Here is a 22,902-nt window from a genome sequence, read left to right as displayed (position 1 = left end):
AGATTGCCTGATAGAGGGCCGATTTCTCGTAGAGCTTGTTGCCCCGAAGGTCTACACCCAACGAAATTCTATGCGGCAGAATGACGCGAGGCTTTAGGCCATAGGGCGTGGGCCTTCTCTGTAGAAAATCACCAAGGGCCTGTCGCTGGAAGTGACAGGAATGAACGGGTAATGTATCCACGTCGCTCTGAAATACACTCCGTCCCATGAAATACCACTCCTCTTGCCCTGCATGTTCCCAAGGTAAGGAAGACTTTGATATCGCCCCTATCACGGTCGAGTACTTCGATACTCTTGGAGGGACCTACAAGTGCCGCAATGGTCATGAGCGGTATGCCGTAATTCAAGGGCCAAAGTTTCAAGTTCTGATGGCATCGGGCGCCGAGGCACTCTTTGCGGGATTCACGCTAGAGGCGTGCACCACGTTCAGTGCCGCAACGGAACGCTTTTACGAATGCATGTTGAAGGCGATGCTTTTGAAGGCTGGACTGAAAGAAGAGCTAATCGAGCTTCAGTTCAAGGAAATGTCTCGTCAATCTGAGCGACAGTTGGGGGCATTCATGTCCCAGTACGCAATTCTTACTGGAACCGCGTTCGTACCTTCGAAAAAATTGACAGAGCGGCGAAATGAGTATGTACACAAGGCCGTAGTGCCCAATCCCGAGGCGGCGATGGGATACTGTTCTGACGTCTACGATCAGATCCTGAAGTGCGTATTGATCCTGAAGCCATTATTGCTCGAGGAGCTGCAGAAAGTGGTGGTCTGGGAAAACCGGCAAAGTCGATTCAAGGCACCACCAGGATCCGAGATTGAACTGGTCGCTTCCCCTGGAATCTTCTCGCTGCTGTCAGATTCCCTCCCGACCTTCAAGGAATCGATGGAGCACTACCAGACCGTGCAAGGCTTCGCGACCTCTTTAGGAGCGATCTCCCGGGAAACCGTTGCCATGATCCGTGAGCAGCGACTCGCCCAAGAACAGCGGGATTCTGGTCTGTCGGAAGGGATCTCCCCGTAGTTGTGACATGGTTCACTGCCTCTTGCACCCTAGCCCCGACCCAAAGCGAGTCGTTTTGCGAGTCATTAGGGTGAGTGCATTGAGAATAATTCTTTAAAAACATTGACTTGATATATCTTTGCGGTTGCTGGTGGGCCACCACATGAATATCCGTGTGCATTCCGGACAGTCCAGCTGCTTCATGCTGCATGAGAACCGGCCTCCATGGCGAGTGCCCGCAGCAGTTTCAAAATTTCCACACAAAACCCTCAGAACCTTCCCGCCAGATCCTGATCCCGGAATGCGTCGGCAACGTAGTCGACAAAAACACGTGTCTTCGGCGGCAGGTAGCGGCGATTGGCGTAGTAGATGGAGATCGGGCCGCCGTCGGCTGACCAGTTCGGCAGCAGTTGAATCAGCTCCCCGCGCTGCAGGTAGGGCAGGGCATGCGAGGTCGCCACAAAGGCAGCGCCAAGGCCGAGAGCGGCTGCTTTGCACAGGCAGCCGGGGTCATCGAAGATGATGCGCTCACCAACAGGGGACACGGCTTCGTTGCCGTGTTCGTCCCGCAGCATCCATTGCACAAGTCGCCCTGTGCGCGTCGAGCGCATGTCGATCAGGTCGAGTCCGGCGAGGTCCTGTGGCGACGCGGGAGGGCGCCGTGCCTTCATGTAGGCGGGCGATGCGACTGCCACGATGCGCACGCGGGCGAGCGTCCTGGAGATGGTGCCCGGGGTAAGTTCAGATCCTCGCCCTATCGCCGCGTCGTAACCTTCGGCAACAAGGTCGACATGCCGGTTGTCCAGCTGCCAGTCGATCCTGATCTTCGGGTATGCCGCCAGGAAGCCAGGCAGGAGGGGCAGGACGTAATCCATGCCGAACACGCTCGCCATGCTGACCTTGAGGACACCTGAGGGCTCCTGCTGCTGGTTCGAGGCTTCGGCAATCGCATCCTGCAGGCCCTCGAGGTTGGACCGGATCGAGTCCGCCAAGCGCTCCCCGGCTTCGGTCAGTGTCAGCTTGCGGGTGGTCCGGTGAAAGAGCCGGACCGCAAGATTCCGCTCCAGCATCGCGACATTGCGACTGACCGCTGAAGGCGTCAGCCCCAGCTGCTTTGCGGCCGAGGAGAAGCTTCCAGTGACCGCTGCGCGGGCAAAACACTCAAGGTTGGACAAAGTCTCCATGGACGCATTCTCAATCAATCATCACAAGTGATTCAACCGATTGAGGACTACCGGGAAACGGCAGGCGCCCCGATCCTAGCCGTGCCGCCAGACAGGCGGCGCCTCTCCCCATTCTGGATATGCCATGACCACGCAAACGCTTCCGCAGAATCTCACCGAGCAGTCGTCACAAACCCGCATGGTGCTGGACCGGCATCTGGAGGCCTTCCGTCTGGGAGATGTGGACCGGACCTTGGTGGACTACGCGACGGACGCGATCATCATCAATGGAACAGGGTCTGTGATCAAAGGACACGCGGAAATCCACGAGACCTTCGTGCAGGTCTACCGCGACTATTTCCCGGACGGCACGCGCAACATCACCATCGATGAGCTGGCGGTCCATGGTGAGACCGCCTACATCCGCTGGCGCGCGAAGAACGCGATCATGGCGACCGATACGCTCATCGTCCGCGATGGCAAGATCGTGATCCAGACCTTTGCAGGCCTCTTCAAGGAATAAGCATTGGCCGGTGTTGGTGCTGGTGGTGCCTACAAACGATGCAGGCGGTGCCTGCAGCATCAATCAAAAACGTAATCCGCTTTACCCGGGGGCACCTCGACCGCATCTCCGCGCCGCACCAGCTCGTCGATATCCACCGCCTGTGCGGCGAGCGCATCGTGCGCGTCGAAGTCCCACTTCTGCCTGTATTCGCGTGCCAGCAGATCGCAGACTGCTTTGGCCTGCTGGTGCGTGTCCATGCTCTCTGCTCGATCCACTCGATCCATCAGTTGATCGCGGTGGATCTGGCACAGCGTGAGCTGATGCGCATCTTCGGCTCGCTCGCGTTCCCAGGCGATGTGGGGCAGGGCAGAGAGCGCGGAGGCAAGTGCGACGGCAATCAGGGGCATGATCCGGTTCCGGGCAGTGGCGAAACCGGAGCGTAGGCGATGGTGCGTGGCGATGGATATGCTGCGGGATGCACGTTTTACTGGGTGTTCACCATTCGCTGGGGAATGGTTGCAGCGTGCAGATGGCGTTCTCCACGCATGTCGTGGAGCTACTGGAGGCGACGAGGAGCTACTGGTTCTGGAACACCGCCAGCTGCGCGGCAAATGCGCGCTGGTAGGCGGGCCGCTGCGTCGCACGCGCGAGGTACGCAGTCAGCATCGGATACTCATCGACGATGCCGCTGCTGTGCAACCGCAGCAGCACTGACACCATCAACAGGTCGCCGGCGCTGAAGTCGCCGTCCAGCCACGGTGCATCGCCCAGCCGCGCGGACAGCTCACCCAGGCGCCTGCGCACGCGCTCCTCAAGCATCACCAGCCGTTGCGCATACCAGGGCTGCTCGCGTTCCAGCACCCACGCCATGGAGCGTTCGACGATCGGCGGCTCGACGGTGTTCAGTGCGGCGAACATCCAGGTGATCGCACGCATGCGCGCGCTCGCATCGGCGGGCAGCAACCCGGGGTGCTGTTCGGCCAGGTGCAGGACAATCGCGCCTGACTCAAACAGCACAAGCTCGCCATCCTCGTAGGTGGGAATCTGCCCGAAAGGATGCCGTCTCAGGTGCGCCGGCTGCTTCATCTCCTCGAAGGAGAGCAGATGGACGTCGTACCCCACGCCCAGTTCTTCCAGCGCCCAGCGCACGCGCATGTCGCGGGCCAGGCCTTGGCCACGGTCCGGTGAATGCTTGAATGCGGTCAGGATCGGGGTCATCGGGATCTCCATCGGCGATAGCCGACCTCGCTGGCCGGCCTTCCTTTCATCGACGTGCGAGGAACCCTGGAATCGACACAGGTGCTCGCCGAGCGCGCGAGCTTGGGCCGGCAGGATGAACGGTTCACGTCGGACGGTTCGCATGGGATCCGTGGTGACGCGATACTGCCCTTCTGCACACCCTTGGGGAAGTACGTGAGCACGTCCAGACTGCCGCGGATCGTTGGATTCGACGTGCCTCGGCTTCACCAGCAGGTGGATGCGGCTGCCGATGAAGCGATCACTGCGCTGCTGGACCAGGCGCCCGATGAGCAGTGGACTGATCGCTTCCTGCAGCAAAGCGCCACGCTGGCGTCGCAGCTTTCATTGGCGGAAGTGAAGGTGGAGGGCACCCGCATCGCCTTCCATGGCTCCATCGCCGATGCGCGTGCCCTGGCCGATGCTGTGATTGCGCTGGTGAACCGCTTGAACGATCAGCTGATGCAGGAAGGCAACCTGCACGCAGGCGAGGAGTGAGCTGTCCGCAGGGCGTGTCAGCCTGCTTGCGGGACCAATGCCGGGCCGGACAGGCGGGCCCAGCAGCCCATCGCCATTTCCGCCGAGCCCGGGTGGCCACGCAGGCTGGTGCGCAGTGCGAGCCGTGACTGCAGGTCGGTGAGCCACGCCGTGCGCGTGCCGTGTGGGTTGCGGACGTAGATGTCGCACGCCAGGCGGATGACCGGTGCGACCTCGTGGCGGAAGTTGATGGCGGGCAGATCGCCGGTCTGGAACGCGGCCTGCCAGTGCTGCAGCTCGCGCTCGACGTCAACGAAGTCCTTGTTGGTGATGCGTTCCATGAGACTTCTCCTGTTGGAACGCCAACGTATACCTCCGCGTGTCAGCACCCTGTGTTGGTGCTGCCGGTCCGTTCATGGCGGCTGTTCATTATTGGCGCGATCCGATGCAGCTGCGTAACCGGCCGACGCACACAGTGGCGTTGCAGCAGATCGCTGCGGTGGAGCAAGACATGAACAACAATACGCCGCAAGGCCAGACCGACCGCAACAACGCTTCGGCCGATACCCGGCAGGCTGCCCAGCAAGGACAGACCGATGGCAATGAAATGGGCGGCGAGCAGAAGCAGGATGGCACGCCGGGCCAGCAGGAGCAGCAGGATGGGCAACCGAGCGGCCCGCAGAAGTCCGGACAGGAACAGAAGAGCGATCAGGGCCGTGACACTCGCCGCTGAGCAGTAAGCAAAGAAAAGGCCGCGCGTTGCGCGGCTTTCCTGTGTCCAACGTTCTGGAAGAGCGCTGATGCCATCCCATGCCCGTGCGGTAAGCCTGATGACGAAGATCATGTACCAGTGCCGACCGGCAAGGACGACGACGATGGCGCGATGCCGCGCCTGCCAGGCACCCAGTCCGGGTGGCATGGAGTGTGCCCGTTGCCTCACCGAAGAACTGGGCGGCGTGATCGGCAACCGCGGCGCCGCTGCGCGTTGGCTGGATTCGTTCCTGAAGGTGCAGCAGGACGAGGCGTTCGTCTTCGTCTGCGTGAAACGGATCGAGGAGACCGCACTGGCGGGTCGCAGTCTGGAGTGACATTGCGCAGGCGTATGCTCGAATTCCGATGGGAGCGAGCGTCATGTCTTTTCAGATCAACCTCTATGACAGGAACGGTCGCGGGCTTCGCCTTCCCGATGGATGGTGGATCGACCTGCATTCGGACACTCCTGCAGTGGTCAACGGCGCTGTCCGCATCGACCTGCCGGTCTCGACGCGCAACGAGCATCCCGATCTGCAACCTGACGTCCTGAACCGCCTCCGCTGCCGCATTGAAGGTGCGCAATGGCTAACCTGACCTACCATCCGCCGCTGGGCGTGCGCTGGCTGACATTTCGCCTGCGCAACGGCCAGTCCATCGGTCCGGAGAAGCTGCGGGCCGTGTGGTCCGATGCTGCCGAGACCAACAACTGTTCGGTCCGGCGCGAGCATGTAGAGGGTGCCGGCTTCGTCTATGCGTTGTACGCACCCAGCGGGCTCTGCGTTCCGCGCCGCGCTGAGCTGCGCATGCGGCTGTTGCTGGAAGAAGCGGGCTACGCGTTCTCGATGGGCGTGCTTACCGGCAGCCATCCTGCCTACGGTTGAGCGCACGTTGATCTGATCGGCCCCGAGGTTGCTAGACTGCGCGCCCCGCGCGTCGCCGCAATCACGGAAGATCTCCATGCCCAAGCTGTCTGCTCTCGCTGTTTTCCTGGCGCTCGCTGTCTGCGCGCCAACCGCACAGGCCGAGGAACAGGACAGCGCCTCGACCATCGCGTTCAAGTCGATCAGCCCGGTGCTGAATGCCCTGATCAATGCCGACGATGCGCAGGACCTGATGGAGCGGGCCGAGGAAGACGACGCCACGCTGCTGCAGTCGCTGGCGCTCTATCTGGCCGCAACCCGCGAAGACCCCACGTTGGCGCAGGCGCCGTACCACGCAGCGGCATTGTTCGCACGCCGCGGTGACGATGCGCTGGCCGAGCGCTATCTGCGCCAAGCCGATGAGCGTGGCATGTGGTTCGCGCCCGCGCTGGCCGACAACGATGACTTCGACCACCTGCGCGCGACGTCATTCTTCAAGCGGGTGCTGGGCAACACGCAGGCGCGCTATGCGCAGGTATCTGCAGGCAAGGTGGGCGCCATCTCGGTACTGCAACCTTCCAAGAGTGTTGCGATGCCGGCCTGTGCGCCGGTGCTGGTGTGGCTGCACGGCTACGGCATCAACGGCCACCTGGACAGCAGCGAGCAGCCGCTGGCCGATGCTGGTGTGGTGTTGCTGGGCATCAACGGTACGGAGATGCGCGAGTCGTTCGACAACTTCAGCTGGACCGGCCCGTATGAGGGCACGCACAAGGTGGTGCAGGCGGGGCTGGAGCAACTGGCCGCGCGCCAGTGCATCGACCGCAAGCAGGTGTACCTGATGGGTTTCTCGCAGGGCTCGCAGCATGCCGGTGCGCTGCTGGCGCAGCACCCGGATGACTACGCCGGTGCATTGCTGGTGTCGCCGGGCGGTTGGCGCCAGCCGGTGCCTACGCAGAGCAGTGCACGTGGCAAGCGGGTGTTCGTCATCAACGGCGAACAGGAAGGGCCGGCCAACCAGAAGATGAGTGCAGATTTCCGCGCGCTGTTCAGCGATGGTAACGAACTACGTTCGCGTACGCATGGCGGTGGCCATTTCTATCCGGACGACTGGAAGACGTCGTTTCCGCAGGCCATTCGTTGGATGATGGGCAAGGACGGCTGAGTACTGGTTCAGATGCAGTGAAGACGCCGCGTCGCCCGCGTGAGCCGGTGGGTTTCCGTTCGGCAGCATGATCGCCGCATCAATCGGTACTCACCCGCGAACCACGCGCGTTCGGCCAATCTGGTTTGGCAGGCAACGGATACCACTGTTGTCCTTTCCCCAACGAGGAGACTACACATGAGCACCCAGTCCACCATCGAGCATCGCCTCAACGACCTGATCGAGATCGCACGTGATGGCAAGTCCTTCTACGAGGAAGCCGCAACCAAGGTGAAGGACGCCGAGCTGTCGGCATTGTTCGTCCGCATCGCCGGGGTGAAGGGCCGCATCGTGTCCTCCCTGAGCAGCTCGGTGGCCGCCACCGGCGGCAAGCCGGCCGAGCACGGCACCATGGTTGGTTCCATGCAGCAGTTCTACGGTAAGGTGCGCGCTGCCTTCGGTGACACCAACTACGGTTACGTGGCCGAACTTGAAGAATCCGAGGATCGTCTGCTGGGCGCGTTCAACGACGTGCTGAAGGACAACGACCTGCCGCCGGCGGTGCGCCAGGAAGTGACCCAGTGGCTGCCGGAAGTGCAGGAATGTCATTCGGTGATGCGCGCTCGCAAGCATGCGATGAAGGCTGCCTGATCGCATCTGGCGATCTCCCCCACATCGCCACGGCCAGGGCAGCTTCGCGCTGCCCTGGCCGTTTCTGCACCTGTCATCTGCGCTCAGGCGCGTTTCCTGAGCAGGGCAACGGCCAGGCTGGCCAGCGTCGCTGCAACGGCGGCGGTCCACAGGGATGCGGCAAACCCTTGGCTGTAGATCGCCCGTGCGAGATCGACCGGGGCTCCCTTGGTCAGCGCACCCGTGGCGATGCTGTCGGCCAGGCGCATGACGTCGTCTGCGGGAACACGTGCTGAAACTCCTGCGCGGATGCCGACGGTCAAGGCACTGGAGAGCACCGTGAAGCCCAGCAGGATGCCGACGAAGCGCGTCGTGGCACTGATGCCCGAGGCCATGCCTGCGCGGTCACGAGGTGCCGAGCCGATGATGGCCTTGGAGGTTTCGCCGTTGAGGATGCCACCGCCCGCGCCGATGATGATCATCGCCAGCAGGGCCAACGCCGGCATGTGGTGCCACGCGCCGATACCGGCCAGCGCGTTGCCAGCGGCAGTGACCGATAGGCCGATGGCCAGCACCATCTCACTCGAGAACCGACGGCCCAGGCGCCTGCCAACGCTTGGGAACAGCAGCATCGCCGCGGCGAATGGCAGCATGCCTGCGCCCGTGGCCAAGGCACTCAGGCCGACGCCGTTCTGCAGGTACTGCGGCAGCATCGAGGCCATCACCTGGGCGCTGACCGCGTAGCCGATCATGGCGATCAGTGCACCGACGAAACGCGGGCTGGCCAACAGCCGTAGGTCGACCATCGGATGCCGGCGCTTGAGTTCGATGCAGGCAAACAGCGCACCCATCGCGACGCCCAAGCCCAGGCCGGCCAGCGCTACCACCGATGTCCATCCCTGCGCGAGCCCTTCCACGAGGAAGAACACGATGCCGAAGATCGCCATGCTGAAGGTGATGATGCCGGGCGGATCGAGCGGGCGTACCGTGTCGGCGGAGTCGGGTACCCAGCGGACAGCACCGCAGGCCAGGAAGGCGAGGAAGGGCAGGATCGCGATGAACACCGAACGCCATCCCCACAGCGAGGACAACAGTCCGCCGATCAGTGGCGAGAGCACCATCATCATGCCCATTGCCGTGCCCCAGAAGGCCCAGGCATCGTCGCGTTGCTTGCCCTCGTGGAACTCGTGGCCGATCACCGACAGTGATGGCGCCAGCAGGAAGGCTGCACCCACGCCCTGGAACGCGCGGGCCAGATACAGCGCGCTGGCCGTGGGTGCCAACGCACAGGTGAGCGATGAGATGGCGAACAGTGCGATGCCGATCAGCAGCACCCGCCTGCGACCATGGCGATCGGCGATGGCACCGGCGGGGAGAAGCAGTGAGGTGAAGGACAGGATGTAGCAGCTGATCACCCATTCGATGTCGGCGAACTCAGCCTGCAGATCCCGCGCGATGGTCGGTAGCGCAACGGCCACTGCGTTGGTTTCCAGCACTGTCATCGTGCAGCCGAGCGAGGCGATGATCAGGATCCAGTTGGGCGGCCTGCGGCGGGGAGGGGAGAGGGGCACCAGGTACTCGGGTGGGAGAAGAATGCCCATTCAAGCAGCTTCGATTGTTTGTTTCATTGCCCGTGTTCTTGAAGTACGTTAGGTCAAAGCTAACGACCTGGCGCGCATGGACCGTCGACATCTGCAGTACTACGTCGCACTGGCCGAGGAGCTGCATTTCGGACGCGCCGCGCTGCGCCTGGGTATCGCTACGCCGACGCTGAGCGTGCAGATCCAGGAGATCGAGCGTCGTTTGGGTACGCCCTTGTTCGATCGCAGTCGACGCGAGGTCACGCTGACCTCGGCCGGCGCGATCTTCCTGGCCGAAGCGCGCAACGTGCTGCGCCAGTTCGAGCAGGCAGAGGCCGTGGGCCGCCGCGCCGGTCGCGGCGAGATCGGCAGGATCGAGATCGGCTATGTAGGTTCGGCGGTCCATGCGGGCGCGCTGCAGGAGCAGTTGCAGCGGTTCCGCAGCGCCTCGCCCGATGTGGTTCTGCAGGTCGGCGAATGGCCGATGGCCGACCTGCCGGACCTGCTGCTGGACGGTCGCATCGATGTGGTGTTCTGCAGGCTTCCTATGGAAATTCCCGATGCGCTCGGTTCGCACATCCTGATCGAAGACCAGTTCTGCGTAGCGTTGCCGGCATCGCACGCGCTGGCCCGCGCGGCGTTGCCGGTGCAGCCGGCGTTGTTGGCGAAGGAGGCGTTCATCATGCCGGAGCAGCCCGCAGGCACGCTGGAGGTTGCCCGCCGTGGCGGATTCGTGCCGGACATCCGCTCCCGTCCCGGTCATCTTGCCGCCGTACTCGCGCAGGTTGCGGTGGGCGATGGCGCGCTGGCGATCGTGCCGTCGGTGCTGCAGCGGACGCTGCTGCTGCCGGGCGTGGTGTACCTGCCGATCGCGGGGCCGGTCATCGCCTCGACCATCGCTGCGCTGTACCGTGAACAGGAAACGTCGCCGGTGGTCCGCCGGCTCATCGAGCAGGTGCGGTGCACGCCCTCCCGGCGCTTCGACATGCTGCCCTTGCCCTGACGCCGTGCCGGACGCCGTTGCCGGTTACCCCGTAGTTGCCTTGCTACACTGGCCGCATTCGATCTTCCACCGGATCATCAGATGAACAACGGGAACGGTCCGCAGACAGTCCGCTGAGCCGCAACAACGGTACGCACGTTGTTGCGGTGGTCTTTTCCTGCGATTTCCACGCACTGGGTTGATCACCGCCGGATTCCCTCCTGAGCGGATGTTTCTTCATGTCTGATCGAAAAGCCCTTCGCTGGGCCCATTCCCTGCCGGCCGCCATCGCGTTGATGGCTCCCTTCGACCTCCTGGCCTCACTGGCCATGGATATCTACCTGCCTGTTGTATCGGCCATGCCGGATGCACTCGGCACATCGCCTGCCATCATCCAGTTGACGCTGAGTCTGTACATGCTCGTACTCGGGCTGGGCCAGCTGATCTTCGGCCCACTGTCGGACCGGATCGGGCGACGGCCTGTGCTGCTGATGGGCGCGTTGCTGTTCGCGCTGGCGTCGTTCGCGCTGGCCGCGTGTAGTGGTGGCGCGGCGTTCCTGGCCTGGCGCGGCGTGCAGGCGATCGGTGCGTCGGCGGCCTTGGTCGCCACCTTCGCGACGGTGCGCGACGTGTATGCCGATACGGCCGAGGGTGCCACGCTCTATGGTCTGTTCGCCTCGATGCTGGCATTCGTGCCAGCACTCGGCCCGACCCTCGGCGCGTTGATCGCCTACGCACTGGGCTGGCGGGCCATCTTCGTCGCGCTGGGTGTGCTGGGGCTGCTGGCGGGTGTGCGTGCATGTCGGGCCTGGCAGGAGACGCGGCCACCGCAGCACGGCCACGCATCGCCAGCCTTCGCGCGCATCCTCGGCAATGCCGGGTTCTGGGTCCACGCACTGGGATTCAGTGCGGCGATGGGCACGTTCTTCGTGTTCTTCTCGATTGCCCCGCGTGTGCTGATGGGGCGCGCAGGCTATTCGCCGATGGGCTTCAGCCTGGCTTTCGCGACGGTTGCGCTGGTGATGATCGTCACCTCCCGCTTCGCTGCGTGGTTCATCGGGCGATGGGGCATTGGTGGCAGCTTCCTGCGTGGATTGATGGTGATCATCGGCGGCGTGCTGGTCATGGCGATGGCGGCGATGCTGCCGCCGATATTTGCCAGTGTCGTGCTGCCGATGTGGCTGGTCGCCATCGGCATCGTGATGGTGGTGGCGGTGGCCGCCAACGGTGCATTGCGCGATTTTGCCGATGCCTCCGGTACGGCGGTGGCGCTGTACTACGCCGTGCAGAGCCTGATCGTGGCCACGCTTGGCACGCTCGCGACGCTGCTGCTGCCGGGCGATACGGTCTGGCCGCTGGTGGCCTATGGACTGCTGCTGCCTTCGCTGAGCCTGGTTGGCTTGGCGATGCTGCGACGGTCGTGGAGTGAGCAGCCAGCATCAGAAAGGGATGGATGAGCGTGATACTGTCCCGCCTCGGGCAATCGAGCGCGCTGTGTGGATCCACTCTGCCTCCCTGCACTCCTTGCCATTGCCCAGGTCGCTCCATGACACCATTCTTCCGCAAGCCCCAGATCGCGATCCTTGGTAGTGCCGATCCCGGCTCACCGGCGTTCGACCTCGCTGCACAGGCGGGGAGGTTCCTCGCCGAAAGTGGAATCACCCTGGTCAGCGGCTGCGGCAGCCCGGCCACGCGGGTGGCAGCCGAGCATGCAGTCGCAGCCGGTGGCACGGTGCTGAGTGTGATTCCGGAAGGCAGCATGCCTGCAGCGGACTGGCCGGCAACGGTGGTCGTGCCCTGCGGTATGGGCGATGCCCGCAACCTCATCATGGCCCTGGCCGGCGATGCCTGCATCGTCATCGGCGGGCGCGCAGGCACGATTTCCGAGGTGTGTCTGGCCTGGCTGCACAAGCGGCCGTTGCTGCCGCTGGTGGGCGCGGGTGGCTGGTCGGATGGTCTTCCCGGCAACCCTCCCGATGAGCGCGGGAACTCACCGATACTGCCGTGGCACGACATCGCGGAGCTGCGCGCGCAGCTGCGCCATCTGCAGCTACTGGCAGGCTGAACCGGCGCTTTCACTTCCTCTCCCGCACACGCGGGTAGGGTGATGCGGCCTGGAGTCACCAGGCCTATCAGGGAGTGATATCGATGCGAGCCATCAGGAAAGTGATCGTTGCTGCAGTGTTTGCACTTGCGTGTACCGGCTCAGTGGCGGTGGCCGGTCCGGTCCAGCCGTGTGACCTGCCGTGCTGGAAGGCCTACCAGGCCTGCGTGGCCGGCGGCGCTGATGCCATGGAATGCCAGTTCGAATACGATCGCTGTGTCATGGACAGGTGCGGCGCCATCTGAGGTCTGCATACCGTTCGCATTGGGGGGCCCGATCCATGGGCCCCTTTCCATTTGGCCGCAGCACGCGGTGCGCGGTCTTGATCGCCTGGAGCCACCACATGGCTGTAAAACGCGTCGTCGCCAACATCGCCAGTGCCGATCCTGCGCAGGCGGCTGCGTTCTACGGCGACATCCTTGGCATGGACATCGTGATGGACCACGGCTGGATCGTTACCTATGGCGGGGACGGCACTGCGCTGGCACAGCTCAGCATTGCCAGTGAAGGTGGATCGGGTACGCCGGTGCCGGATCTTTCGATCGAAGTGGACGACCTGGATGGCGTGCTCGAACGCCTGCGACACGCGAACATCGCTCTTGAATATGGCCCGGCCGAAGAACCATGGGGCGTGCGTCGCTTCTACGTGCGCGACCCGTTCGGTCGCCTGTTGAACATCCTCGCCCACCGCTGACTGGAAGACTGCGGCTCAACCGCCCTTCGACGCTGACATTGATCGCTCAACCCTGTTGGCTGCCGTCAGGATTGCCGGGCATATCCTGCTGCTGCTGCTGCTGTTGCTGACGGGTGGCGGCATGCCGTGCATGCCCACCTTCACGCCCGATCGCGGCCATGTGCTGGCGATCCTGGCTGATCGCTTCACCGCCCTTGCGGCCCGCCACCCGCGCCTCATCCGGGCTGAACTGGTGCGCATTGCCGGATGCGTGGGCGGCGCGCCCCCCTTTCGACGCGATCGCGCGCTGTTTGTCCTCGTCCATCGAGGCAAAACCACGGTTGCTGGTGCCAGTGCGTGAGTTGGCCATTGCCGGTCTCCGGATGTGAAATGGGATGCCGCCATCAGCGACGGCTTCATGCTCCACATCAGGGGCTAACGGCAGGTGGACGTCGGCCACATTGGACTCACATGCCCTGCGCATGCGTTTGACAACCGGTTACCGCGCAGGGAGCGCCGAGATCAGCAGCCGGTCACCGCGGCAGACATCGGTGTTGCTGTACAGGATGCGGCGCCCATCGTTGAAGGTGATGCGCAGATCGACGCGGCAGCCTGTCCCGCGCAGTGCCACGGTCGCCTGGCCGCCACCTCCTGCGATGGGCCCGGCCAATGCCAAGGCATGGAATGCGTCGGTTTCACTCGCCGCAACTTCCACAGACGTGGCAGGTGCATGGGCACGGTTGATCAGGGTCAGGTAGTGCAGCGGCGCAGCAGGCGCGCTGGCGGCAATGCAGAACAGGCTGGCAGCGAGCAGGACGCGGGGCAGGTACATGCGGTATCTCCATTGGGGACATCGCCATCTGGCGGTGGAGGCTCCGCGCCCGCAATCGATCCGGGACGAATCGTCGCGACAGCGGGACCATTCGCAATCGGCCCTCGCCGCGCTTCATTGCCGGCCACGCTGTGCCTAAGATGGCGCTGGCCCGCTCCGGGCACCGGGACGCACGCGATGAAGATCCGCCTTGGCCATACCCAGATCGACGTGCTGCGATACCTGCTGCTGTGGCTGGCGGTTGCGTTCGCCTTCACCCTGCAGAAGGTCTTGAGCCACAGCCTGCAGGGCCAGTCATTCCCGTTTGAGGTCTACCTGCGCTGGTCGATGATCCAGTGGTTCACCTGGGCGGCACTGGCGCCGCTGGTGTTCGCCCTGGGCGAACGCTATCCGCTGCGGCCGGAGCGAAGGCTGGCCGGTCTGGGGGTGCAGCTGCTGGCCAGCGTGGGGGTGACCGGGCTGGCGATGGTGGTGGGTGCCCTGGTATCCACCTGGTTCGAGCCCAGCAGTTTTGGCGAGCAGCTGTGGTATTTCATTGCCCAGCATTTCGCGCTGGGCCTGCTGACCTACTGGGCACTTTTCGCGATCCAGCAGGCGCTGCATTTCCAGCAGGAAAAGGTGCGCCGCGAGGTTGAGGCAAGCAGGCTGGCGACCGAGCTGGCGCAGTCGCGGTTGCTGGCGTTGAAGTCGCAGCTGCAGCCGCACTTCCTGTTCAATACGCTGCACGCCATCATCACCCTGCTGGACGAAGACAAGGCCAGTGCCGAAGACATGCTGCTGCGTCTGAGTGAGCTGCTCCGCGCTTTTCTGGAAGACTACGACGGCCAGGAAATCAGCCTGCGCCAGGAACTGGAGTTGATCGAGCTGTACCTCGGCATCCAGCGCATGCGCTTCAAGGATCGGCTGCACAGCCGCATCTATGTTGCACCGGATCTGCTGGATGGCGCTGTTCCAAGCCTGATCCTGCAGCCGCTGGTGGAAAACGCGCTGCGCCATGGCATCGGCCGCAACCTTGGCGAGGACACCATCGAGATCGAGGGCCGCCGCGACGGTGACATGCTGTGTATCGAGGTGCGCAACCAGAACAGCACGCTGCAGCAGCCCGGGGCGCCAGGTGGTCATGGCATCGGCCTGTCCAATACGCGGCTGCGCCTGCGCGAGCTGTACGGCGATGCGGCCGAGGTGCGCCTGGACCTGCTCTGGCCGCAGGGTGTGGCCTGCAGGGTCCGGTTGCCACTGCGGATGCTGGACGATGCCGATGACGCTCCCGAGTTTGTCTTGCACGGTAGTGCCGCATGAGGCTGAGCGTGCTGGTGGTGGACGACGAGCCGATCGCCCGGCGCGCGGTGACGCGCCTGCTGCACGGCGATGCAGACATCGACCAGGTAGCCGAGTGCGGTGACGGAGTGTCTGCCGTGGCAGCCATCCGCGCGCAGTCGCCGGACCTGGTGTTCCTGGATGTGCAGATGCCTGGCATCACCGGTCTGGACGTGCTGGCCACCATCGGCGCCGCGCAGATGCCGGCCACGGTATTGGTCACCGCCTACGAGCAGTATGCGGTACGCGCATTCGAGGCCAATGCACTGGATTACCTCGTCAAGCCCTTCAGTCGCGAGCGTTTCGCAGCCACCTTGCTGCGCGCGAAGTCCCGGCTGGCCCAGGCCGCCAATGCCGCCGACAACACGCGCCTGCTGCAGGCGCTGGATGTGCTGCGCAGGCGCGAGGATCATCTGCAGCGGATCGCCGTACGTGATGGCGAGGCGATGCTGCTGCTGGCGGTGCAGGACATCCTCTGGATCCGCGCCAATCGCAATACGGTGCAGCTGCACCTGGCCGATCGCGTGCATGAGCTTCGCGAAACGATGAACAACCTGGCTGAACGGCTTGATCCCAGGCATTTCGCCCGGGTGCATCGCTCGGCCATCGTCAACATCGCGCGGGTCAGGACGATCCACCCCTGGTTCAACGGCCATCACGTACTCACTCTGGAGAACGGCCAGCAGCTGCGCATGAGCCGCTACCAGCACGACGCCTTCCTGCGGCTGGTGTCGGCCCGCTCGGAGGCGTGAGTGCCTGCTGCCGGGCCAAGCGCGGCCGACCCGACGGCGATGGCATGCAGAATGTCATCGGTTCCTATCGCCGATGCCATCGGGCTTGCCTAGAATCGAGGCATCCCGGTAGGTCCCGGGCGCTGTCGAGTGAATGGATTCAATGAAGATTCTGTTGACCGGAAGTTCCGGGCGGATAGGGCGCGCGATCTTCGGTGCGCTGGCGGGAGCCAATGAAGTGGTGGGGCTGGATCGCAGTCCCTTCGCCACCACGCGGGTGATTGCCGATGTCACCGATCGCCGGGCGCTGGAACGCGCTGTGCAGGGCGTCGACGCCGTGATCCATACCGCGGCACTGCACGCGCCGCACGTGGGCCTGGTGCCTGACGCGGTGTTCCAGCAGATCAACGTGGAGGCCACCGCGAACCTGCTGCAGCTTGCGCGCGAGGCTGGCGTGCAGCGCTTCGTGCTGACCAGCACCACGGCGTTGTACGGCCATGCCGTGGTGTCCGGCGGCTGCCGTTGGATCGACGAGGACACCGAGCCGCTGCCACGCACCATCTACCATCGCACCAAGCTGCAGGCCGAGGCCGCTGCCGAAGCGGCGGCCAGCGCAACGTTCACCGTGCGCGTGCTGCGGATGGCACGCTGCTTCCCCGAGCCGCCCGACCGTATGGCGATGTTCCGCCTGCACCGTGGTATCGACGCACGCGACGTGGCCAGCGCGCATGCCGCGCTGCTTCACGATGAAGGCGCGCCCTTCCAGCGCTACCTCGCCTGTGCGCCGACGCCGTTCCGGCGCGAGGACTGCCTGCAGCTGGCGGCCGATCCGCGCCAGGTGCTGGCGCGCCGCGCACCGCAGCTGCTGGCCGAGTTCGAGCGCCGTGGCTGGCCGCTGCCGCTCAGCATCGACCGGGTATATGACAGCAGCCGGATGCGCGCAGCGCTGGGCTGGCAGCCGCGTTTCGGTCCAGAGGACGTCCTGCAGCAGTACGCCGCGGGCAGCATCGAGGTCCTGCCCCGCGCGGAGTGGATCCGCGACCGCGTGGCCGAGTAGCACGGGCCGCTGTCGACGGCCGCAGCTGAGCAGGTTCAGGTTTGTGCGTGCGCTGAGGCTCAACCTCGCCCGGCCCTGGCCGCTAACCCGGTGCGCGCTTTCCTGCGCCGGGTTCTGATCCGGCAGGGCAGGCGGCCCGCGCGATGGATCGCGCATCTGCGCGGTGCCCTGGTGGCACCGGTCGACCTGAACTGCCTGCGGATCCTCCCATGTCTTCTTCCCGTTCCGTCGCTGCCCGTCGCCCCGGCAGCATCGCCCACAAGCTGATGCTGGGCACCGCGGTGATCGCGTTGCTGTGCTTCGGCGCGACCGCGTTCCTGATCTATCACCAGGCCAGTTCGGCGCTGGTGTCGTCCTCGCGGCAGACCATGGCCAGCGAAGCCCGTGCCGAGGCGCGCCAGGTGGCTGCCGACCTGGGTACGGCCTTCGCCAGCAACGATGCGATGGTGGAAACCGTGCTCGCCCAGCGTGCGCGCGGTGATGCGCCTGATCGCGCCAGCCTGGCCAACGTCATCGGCGAGCAGCTGCACGCGCACCCGGAATGGCTGGGCAAGAGCACCATGTGGGAGGCCAATGCCTTCGACGGCAAGGATGCCGAGTTCATCAACAGCGAGGCGCACGACGCCACCGGCCGTTACATGAGCTACTGGGCCTGGCAGGACGGCAAGCCGCAGCAGTCCACGATGACCGACTACACCGAGACCCCCAGCGGCTCGGGCAACTGGTACATGGTGCCCAGCCGCGACAAACTGCCGATGGTCAGCGAGCCGTATGCCTACGATATCGGCGGCAAGCAGGTGCTGATGAGCACCCTGAGCACGCCGATCGTCGAGAACGGTACCTTCCTCGGTGTCTTCACCGTCGACTTCTCGCTGGACGCGCTGCAGAAACACCTGGCCACGTTGACGCCAATGGGCGCCGGCCGTGTCGAACTGCTGTCGCCGAAGGGCGTGGTGCTGGCCTCGGCCGATGCTGCCGAGATCGGCAAGCCGCGTACCGATGCTGCCACCCTCGGCATGCTGGCGCAGATCGCCGCCGACAAGACGTACGAAGCGTTCGAGCCCGACGCTGCCGGCAACGTGCGCCTGTACGTGCCGTTGCAGGTGGGCGACGCGCCGCAGCGTTTCGCGCTGGGCGTGGTGGTGCCGCACGCGGTGATCATCGCGCAGGCCCGTGAGCTGCTGTGGATGATCCTGCTGGTGGGTGTGGTGGCCGCGCTGGTCCTCAGCGGCGGTGTCTACCTGCTGCTGCAGCGACTGGCCGTGCGACCTCTCGCTCAGGCGGTGCGTATCGCCGGCGACGTGGCTGCGGGCAAGCTGGATACCGCCATGCCGGCGCTGGGCAATGATGAAGTGGGCCGATTGCTGGACGCGATGCAGGGCATGCGCGGGCAGCTGCAGGCGGTGATGGCCGCACAGGCGGAGATGGCGCGCCGCCATGATGCCGGTGAAATCAGCTACCGCATGGATGCCTCGGTATTCCCGGGCGAATACGGCCGCATGGTGGCCGACAGCAACCAGCTGGTGGCCGACAGCAACGCGGTCACCCAACGCCTGGTCGAAGTGATGCAGCGCTACGCGGTGGGCGACCTGAGCGTGGACATGGAAGCACTGCCGGGCGAAAAGACGGTATTCACCGCGGCCATGGCAACCACCAAGACCAACCTGGCGGCGATCAACGAGCAGATCCAGCAGTTGGCCGCAGCGGCGGCGGCAGGCGATTTCGCGGTGCGCGGCGATGCCCAGCGCTTCGAGCATGACTTCCGCCGCATGGTGGAAACTCTCAACACCATGATGCAGGTCAGTGATCACAACCTGGCCGCGCTGTCGACGCTGCTGCGCGCCATCGCCGCCGGTGACCTGAGTACTCGGATGGAGGGGGACTTCCACGGGGTGTTCGCGGTGATGCGCGATGATGCCAACAGCACCGTGCAGCAGTTGACCCAGATCGTCGGCCAGATCCAGCAGTCTGCATCCAGCATCCGCCTGGCCGCAGGTGAGATCGCGTCGGGCAACAGCGACCTGTCACGCCGCACCGAGCAGCAGGCGGCCAACCTGGAAGAAACCGCCGCGTCCATGGAGGAACTCACCTCCACCGTGCGCCAGAACGCCGATCACGCCCTGCAGGCCAACAAGCTGGCGGCCTCGGCCGCGGGCGTTGCCAGCGAAGGCGGGCAGGTGGTCAGCCAGGTGGTGCAGACCATGGAGCAGATCGAGACCTCTTCGCAGCGCATCGCCGAGATCATCTCGGTGATCGATGGCATCGCCTTCCAGACCAACATCCTGGCATTGAACGCGGCGGTAGAAGCGGCGCGCGCGGGCGAGCAGGGCCGCGGTTTCGCGGTGGTTGCCAGCGAAGTGCGCGCACTGGCGCAGCGCTCGGCGGGCGCTGCAAAGGAGATCAAGGAGCTGATCGACGCCTCGGTCGGCCATGTCGGTGCCGGTGCGCAGCTGGTGCATGGCGCTGGCCGCACGATGCAGGAGATCGTCGGCCAGGTCGGCCGGGTCAACGAGATCATGGCCGAGATCTCGGCCGCCTCGCGCGAACAGTCGGCCGGTATCGAACAGGTCAACCAGACCGTGGTGCAGATGGACGAGACCACCCAGCAGAATGCCGCGCTGGTGGAAGAAGCCACGGCAGCGGCACGGGCGATGGAAGAGCAGGCCGAGCAGCTGGCGGTGGCGGTGTCACGCTTCCGCCTGCAGGCCGACAGCCGGCCGACGGCCACGTTGCGCGCCGCCTGACCGGGGCCGTGAACGAAGACGCCCGGCCAAGGCCGGGCGTCCATGTACTGCTGCACTGTCGTGCGCTGGGGCTTAGAACTTAGAACATGCCTTCGAAGGGGTTCCAGCTGGTGTTGCCCTTCACCTGTTCCAGGTAATAGCTGTAGTTGGTGCTCGACGCCACCAGGAAGTTCATCGCGATGAACAGTGCACGGGCCACGATGTCCGGCAGCACCAGGCTGACCGCGATCAGCACGATGTTGATGCCGATCACCACCAGCGCCTTGCGCCACATGCCCAGGATGAACAGATAGATCGCGCCGAAGAAGAAGGCGAAGAAGTTGAGGTTGATCTTCAGGCGGTCGCCGAAGGACAGCGCCTTCCACGCCTGCTTGAAGCCGGGCTCCTTGGGGGCGCCGTGCTGCTGGAAGAAGTTGAAGCGGAACTGCCACTTCGGGCTGAAGCGGGTCAGGTCGACGGTATTCATGTGAGTAGGGACTTCCCTGTTAGGAAAACGTTTTCATGATAAGTGAGTCACATTCAGCAAACCAGCTTGGAGCGTCAAAAATGTGACGTTCCTACGGCAAAGGGCTTGCGTCCCGGTGCCGCACCGTCACCCATCCGCCTTGTTTTTAGGATAGGGTGCGCAGTTCCGCTGCCACCCCGGCACTTCACGGGTAGCAGCGGTATGTCCATGGAGGTTGCATGACCACACCTGCTACACCGGAAAACGCACCCGGACCGGTGCTCCTGCCGACACCCGAAGTGGTGCAGGCACAACAACTGCTCGCCCGCCAGCAACTGGCGGTGGCGATGGACCGTGCACGCATCGCGGCCAGCCGCGACGCTGCACCGGCTGTGCTGGAAAACGACTGAGCCTGAAAAAGTCCCCACGATCGCGCTGGCCTGTTGCCAGCGCGATCGCAGTGCGCATCAGAAGCGCGCGGTCATGCTGAGGAAGTAGCTGCGGCCGGCGACGAAGTAGTCGGTGGAGCCGTCGGCGTACAGCTTCTTGTCGGCCAGGTTGCTGACGCCACCACGCAGGGTCAGCACCTCGTTGACGTTCCAGGCAGCGGTCAGGTCGTACAGCGTGTAGGCCTTCAGGAAGGTATTGACCACGCCGGTCTGCTTGCCGGTGTACTGCGCCGACAGGCTGCTGGAGAACACCGTGTTCGGCGTCCAGTCCAGCGACGAATAGCCTGAGAACTCCGGGGTGTCGATCAGGTTGCGGCCGGTGGTCAGGTTCTTGGCTTCCTTCATCCAGGTTGCCGAGGTGCGCCAGCGCCAGTGATCGCCGAAGCGGAAGTTGAGGTTGCCTTCCATGCCGCTGGTGCGCGCGCGCTGCACGTTGCTCATGCGCGTCCACCAGTAGCCGTTGAACTTGCCCAGCGCTTCATACTCGATCTTGTTCCTGAAGTCGGTATGGAAGTAGGTCAGGCCGGCGTCGACCAGATCGTTGTCGAAGCTGACGCCGATCTCGCGGTTGGTGCTGGTTTCCGGGTCGAGGTCGGGGTTGCCGGCCATGTAGCAGCCGCCGCGGGTATAGCCCAGCGGGATCAGCGAGGTGCAGCCGCGGCCGCCGGACTGGGTCGCCGCGCTGGGCGAATTCTCGGTCAGGCTCGGCGCGCGGAAGCCCTTGGAGACGCCGCCACGGATCGTCCACTGCTCGCTCGGGTGCCAGACCAGGTAGGCACGTGGACTGACATGGCTGCCGAACTGTTCATGGTGGTCCAGGCGCGCGCCCAGGGTCAGGGCCAGGGTGCGGTGCAGCTTCAGTTCGTCTTCGACGAACAGCGCCCAGGTGTCCACTTCCAGGCTGGAGCCGACCACCGGTTTGCCGGTGTAGTCGATCGGTGCCTGGCCGATGGTGTCGGTGTTGGTCAGCTCCTGGCGCTTCCATTGACCGCCCACCGCGAACTGGTGGTCCACGCCCAGGGTGAAGGGCGTGCTCAGGCTGCCTTCGATGATCGTATCGGTTGCCTCGGAGCGACCGGTGGCGCCGATGTCGTTCTTGTACTCGGTCCAGTACGCGCTGAGCTTGGAGGTGCCGAAATCCCACTTGCCGTCGTGGTTCAACGCCAGCGAACTGCGCTTGAGCTCACTGGCACCCCATGCGCCCTCGTCCTGCTTTTCCAGCGCCTGGGCGATGAAGGCCTGCTGCACGCCGTGGCCCGCTTCCAGCGACACCTCCTGTGCCTCGCTCAGCTTCCACTGCAGCAGCGCGTCGACATTGCGGTCCTTTTCGCCGGCGTAGGCGTTGCCATACACGCCGCCGTTGGAGCGGTCCGAGTCGCGGCGCATGCTGTTGGCACCGATGCGCAGGCCGAAGCGCTCGCCCAGCGGGCCGGAGAAGGTCGCGCCGATCTGCTGGGTGTCGCCACGGTCGCCATCCTGCGGCCGGGTGTAGCTGTGGGTGGCGCTGCCGTTCCAGCTGTCACCGATGCGCTTGGTGATGATGTTGATCACCCCGCCCATCGCGTCCGAGCCATACAGCGAAGACATCGGGCCGCGTACCACTTCGATGCGCTCGATCTGGTCGGGAGAAATCCAGTTCAGGTCCTGGCGGCCCAGGTCGGGACGATAGTTGGTCGAGGCCGAGCTGCCCATGCGCTTGCCGTCCACCAGCACCAGCGTGTAGTTGGACGGCATGCCGCGCAGCTTGATCTTGGACTGCTCACCGGCGGCGCTGAGTCCACCGGTCACGCCCGGAATGCGGCTGAGCAGGGTGGCCAGGTCGTGCACCGGCTGGCGTTCGATGTCTTCGCGGCTGATCACGCTGATGCTGGCCGGGGCATCCTTGATCCACTGCTGGTTGCCCGAGGCGGTGACCACCACGGTATCCAGGTCCTTGGTCGAGGCATCGGCGCTGGCTTCAGCGGCGGCGAGGGCGGGCAGGGTCAGCAGGCAGGCGGCGGCCAGGGCGCTGGCCAGACGGGTGCGCGACGGGCGCGCGGAACGAAGAGGGGACATGACGGCTTCCAAGGGAGAGGAGAGACCCGGTGGAAGCAGCGGGCGCACGCAGACAGCAGGCAGCCACCCCTTCCCTGGGTCGTCGGGCGCGCGGAAGGTCCGGCGCAGCTGGGTGGGTCCGGTGCGCGGAGCGCGGCGACCTGCCTGGTTAACGGAATGATAACCGTTCTCGT

General features: G+C 64.5%; 28 protein-coding genes. 19 read left to right on the top strand and 9 right to left on the bottom strand.

Going from position 1 to position 22,902, the window contains the following annotated elements; genetic code table 11:
* Positions 1-206 precede the first annotated feature (206 nt).
* On the top strand, positions 207-1,016 hold the full coding sequence (locus tag QOL57_RS10270) for a hypothetical protein (protein WP_141134219.1): 810 nt from the start codon (positions 207-209) through the stop codon (positions 1,014-1,016).
* Positions 1,017-1,264: 248 nt separating this feature from the next.
* Here the strand turns inward: QOL57_RS10270 and QOL57_RS10265 are convergent, their stop codons facing one another.
* A complete protein-coding gene (locus tag QOL57_RS10265; protein ID WP_089237121.1) occupies positions 1,265-2,179 on the bottom strand; it encodes a LysR family transcriptional regulator in 915 nt (304 codons plus the stop codon).
* Between the two features lie 124 nt (positions 2,180-2,303).
* Between QOL57_RS10265 and QOL57_RS10260 the strand changes: the two genes are divergently transcribed.
* Positions 2,304-2,681 carry a nuclear transport factor 2 family protein gene (locus QOL57_RS10260; RefSeq protein WP_089237119.1) on the top strand — a complete coding sequence of 126 codons (378 nt, stop codon included), beginning with the start codon at positions 2,304-2,306 and terminating at the stop codon, positions 2,679-2,681.
* A 59-nt stretch (positions 2,682-2,740) separates the two neighbouring features.
* On the opposite strand, the gene QOL57_RS10255 is transcribed toward QOL57_RS10260, so the two are convergent.
* Complete coding sequence (locus QOL57_RS10255; RefSeq protein WP_089237117.1) at positions 2,741-3,070, bottom strand: hypothetical protein; 330 nt, start codon at positions 3,068-3,070, stop codon at positions 2,741-2,743.
* Positions 3,071-3,239: 169 nt separating this feature from the next.
* Positions 3,240-3,881 carry a glutathione S-transferase family protein gene (locus QOL57_RS10250; protein ID WP_089238126.1) on the bottom strand — a complete coding sequence of 214 codons (642 nt, stop codon included), beginning with the start codon at positions 3,879-3,881 and terminating at the stop codon, positions 3,240-3,242.
* Between the two features lie 234 nt (positions 3,882-4,115).
* On the opposite strand from QOL57_RS10250, the gene QOL57_RS10245 reads away from it, so the two are divergent.
* On the top strand, positions 4,116-4,397 hold the full coding sequence (locus QOL57_RS10245; protein ID WP_244900675.1) for a hypothetical protein: 282 nt from the start codon (positions 4,116-4,118) through the stop codon (positions 4,395-4,397).
* 17 nt (positions 4,398-4,414) lie between these two features.
* Here the strand turns inward: QOL57_RS10245 and QOL57_RS10240 are convergent, their stop codons facing one another.
* Entirely contained in the window at positions 4,415-4,717 is a 303-nt protein-coding gene (locus tag QOL57_RS10240) for a hypothetical protein (protein ID WP_089237115.1), read from the bottom strand.
* Between the two features lie 170 nt (positions 4,718-4,887).
* Between QOL57_RS10240 and QOL57_RS10235 the strand changes: the two genes are divergently transcribed.
* The 6 genes from QOL57_RS10235 (at position 4,888) to QOL57_RS10210 (ending at position 7,781) form a co-directional block, all read left to right on the top strand.
* Positions 4,888-5,109, top strand: coding sequence for a hypothetical protein (locus tag QOL57_RS10235; protein ID WP_089238122.1), 222 nt, complete (start codon positions 4,888-4,890; stop codon positions 5,107-5,109).
* 142 nt (positions 5,110-5,251) lie between these two features.
* Positions 5,252-5,464, top strand: coding sequence for a hypothetical protein (locus QOL57_RS10230; protein WP_244900673.1), 213 nt, complete (start codon positions 5,252-5,254; stop codon positions 5,462-5,464).
* Positions 5,465-5,507: 43 nt separating this feature from the next.
* Complete coding sequence (locus QOL57_RS10225) at positions 5,508-5,723, top strand: hypothetical protein (protein ID WP_089238120.1); 216 nt, start codon at positions 5,508-5,510, stop codon at positions 5,721-5,723.
* Positions 5,711-6,010: a hypothetical protein gene (locus QOL57_RS10220; RefSeq protein ID WP_025879032.1), complete on the top strand. Its 300-nt coding sequence runs from the start codon at positions 5,711-5,713 to the stop codon at positions 6,008-6,010. Before QOL57_RS10225 ends, QOL57_RS10220 begins: the two co-directional genes overlap by 13 nt.
* Positions 6,011-6,086: 76 nt before the next feature.
* Positions 6,087-7,151, top strand: coding sequence for a prolyl oligopeptidase family serine peptidase (locus QOL57_RS10215; protein ID WP_089237111.1), 1,065 nt, complete (start codon positions 6,087-6,089; stop codon positions 7,149-7,151).
* Between the two features lie 177 nt (positions 7,152-7,328).
* The gene (locus tag QOL57_RS10210) at positions 7,329-7,781 is read left to right on the top strand and encodes a PA2169 family four-helix-bundle protein (protein ID WP_089237109.1); all 453 of its coding nucleotides are present in this window, start codon (positions 7,329-7,331) and stop codon (positions 7,779-7,781) included.
* Between the two features lie 83 nt (positions 7,782-7,864).
* Here QOL57_RS10210 and QOL57_RS10205 read toward each other — a convergent pair whose 3' ends face one another.
* Positions 7,865-9,361, bottom strand: coding sequence for an MFS transporter (locus QOL57_RS10205; protein ID WP_244900672.1), 1,497 nt, complete (start codon positions 9,359-9,361; stop codon positions 7,865-7,867).
* A gap of 76 nt (positions 9,362-9,437) precedes the next feature.
* On the opposite strand from QOL57_RS10205, the gene QOL57_RS10200 reads away from it, so the two are divergent.
* From QOL57_RS10200 to QOL57_RS10185, 5 genes are all read left to right on the top strand, one after another.
* Complete coding sequence (locus QOL57_RS10200; RefSeq protein ID WP_089237105.1) at positions 9,438-10,343, top strand: LysR substrate-binding domain-containing protein; 906 nt, start codon at positions 9,438-9,440, stop codon at positions 10,341-10,343.
* Between the two features lie 218 nt (positions 10,344-10,561).
* The gene (gene cml, locus QOL57_RS10195) at positions 10,562-11,779 is read left to right on the top strand and encodes a CmlA/FloR family chloramphenicol efflux MFS transporter (protein ID WP_089237103.1); all 1,218 of its coding nucleotides are present in this window, start codon (positions 10,562-10,564) and stop codon (positions 11,777-11,779) included.
* A gap of 89 nt (positions 11,780-11,868) precedes the next feature.
* Complete coding sequence (locus QOL57_RS10190; protein ID WP_089237101.1) at positions 11,869-12,387, top strand: Rossmann fold nucleotide-binding protein; 519 nt, start codon at positions 11,869-11,871, stop codon at positions 12,385-12,387.
* 83 nt (positions 12,388-12,470) lie between these two features.
* The gene (locus QOL57_RS21430) at positions 12,471-12,671 is read left to right on the top strand and encodes a hypothetical protein (RefSeq protein ID WP_089237099.1); all 201 of its coding nucleotides are present in this window, start codon (positions 12,471-12,473) and stop codon (positions 12,669-12,671) included.
* A gap of 98 nt (positions 12,672-12,769) precedes the next feature.
* Positions 12,770-13,120 carry a VOC family protein gene (locus QOL57_RS10185; RefSeq protein WP_089237097.1) on the top strand — a complete coding sequence of 117 codons (351 nt, stop codon included), beginning with the start codon at positions 12,770-12,772 and terminating at the stop codon, positions 13,118-13,120.
* A 46-nt stretch (positions 13,121-13,166) separates the two neighbouring features.
* On the opposite strand, the gene QOL57_RS10180 is transcribed toward QOL57_RS10185, so the two are convergent.
* Together QOL57_RS10180 and QOL57_RS10175 are read right to left on the bottom strand one after the other, a co-directional pair.
* Positions 13,167-13,469: a KGG domain-containing protein gene (locus tag QOL57_RS10180; protein WP_089237095.1), complete on the bottom strand. Its 303-nt coding sequence runs from the start codon at positions 13,467-13,469 to the stop codon at positions 13,167-13,169.
* 129 nt (positions 13,470-13,598) lie between these two features.
* Positions 13,599-13,931 carry a hypothetical protein gene (locus QOL57_RS10175; protein ID WP_089237093.1) on the bottom strand — a complete coding sequence of 111 codons (333 nt, stop codon included), beginning with the start codon at positions 13,929-13,931 and terminating at the stop codon, positions 13,599-13,601.
* A 177-nt stretch (positions 13,932-14,108) separates the two neighbouring features.
* On the opposite strand from QOL57_RS10175, the gene QOL57_RS10170 reads away from it, so the two are divergent.
* The 4 genes from QOL57_RS10170 to QOL57_RS10155 all read left to right on the top strand — a co-directional run bounded on the left by QOL57_RS10170 (position 14,109) and on the right by QOL57_RS10155 (position 19,780).
* Positions 14,109-15,230: a histidine kinase gene (locus tag QOL57_RS10170; RefSeq protein WP_089237091.1), complete on the top strand. Its 1,122-nt coding sequence runs from the start codon at positions 14,109-14,111 to the stop codon at positions 15,228-15,230.
* Positions 15,227-16,000: a response regulator gene (locus QOL57_RS10165; RefSeq protein ID WP_089237089.1), complete on the top strand. Its 774-nt coding sequence runs from the start codon at positions 15,227-15,229 to the stop codon at positions 15,998-16,000. Before QOL57_RS10170 ends, QOL57_RS10165 begins: the two co-directional genes overlap by 4 nt.
* A gap of 142 nt (positions 16,001-16,142) precedes the next feature.
* Positions 16,143-17,036, top strand: a complete 894-nt coding sequence (locus QOL57_RS10160) for an NAD(P)-dependent oxidoreductase (protein ID WP_089237087.1) — start codon at positions 16,143-16,145, stop codon at positions 17,034-17,036.
* A gap of 209 nt (positions 17,037-17,245) precedes the next feature.
* A complete protein-coding gene (locus tag QOL57_RS10155) occupies positions 17,246-19,780 on the top strand; it encodes a methyl-accepting chemotaxis protein (RefSeq protein ID WP_089237085.1) in 2,535 nt (844 codons plus the stop codon).
* A gap of 79 nt (positions 19,781-19,859) precedes the next feature.
* Here QOL57_RS10155 and QOL57_RS10150 read toward each other — a convergent pair whose 3' ends face one another.
* Positions 19,860-20,246, bottom strand: a complete 387-nt coding sequence (locus QOL57_RS10150; protein WP_025879013.1) for a DUF2628 domain-containing protein — start codon at positions 20,244-20,246, stop codon at positions 19,860-19,862.
* Between the two features lie 218 nt (positions 20,247-20,464).
* Between QOL57_RS10150 and QOL57_RS10145 the strand changes: the two genes are divergently transcribed.
* The gene (locus tag QOL57_RS10145; protein ID WP_162887695.1) at positions 20,465-20,635 is read left to right on the top strand and encodes a hypothetical protein; all 171 of its coding nucleotides are present in this window, start codon (positions 20,465-20,467) and stop codon (positions 20,633-20,635) included.
* A gap of 57 nt (positions 20,636-20,692) precedes the next feature.
* On the opposite strand, the gene QOL57_RS10140 is transcribed toward QOL57_RS10145, so the two are convergent.
* Entirely contained in the window at positions 20,693-22,729 is a 2,037-nt protein-coding gene (locus QOL57_RS10140) for a TonB-dependent receptor (RefSeq protein ID WP_089237083.1), read from the bottom strand.
* Positions 22,730-22,902 lie beyond the last annotated feature (173 nt).

It is taken from the genome of Stenotrophomonas sp. yr243 (assembly GCF_900184195.1).
Taxonomy (GTDB): Bacteria; Pseudomonadota; Gammaproteobacteria; order Xanthomonadales; family Xanthomonadaceae; genus Stenotrophomonas; species Stenotrophomonas lactitubi.
This window is presented reverse-complemented; position numbering and strand designations above follow the sequence as displayed.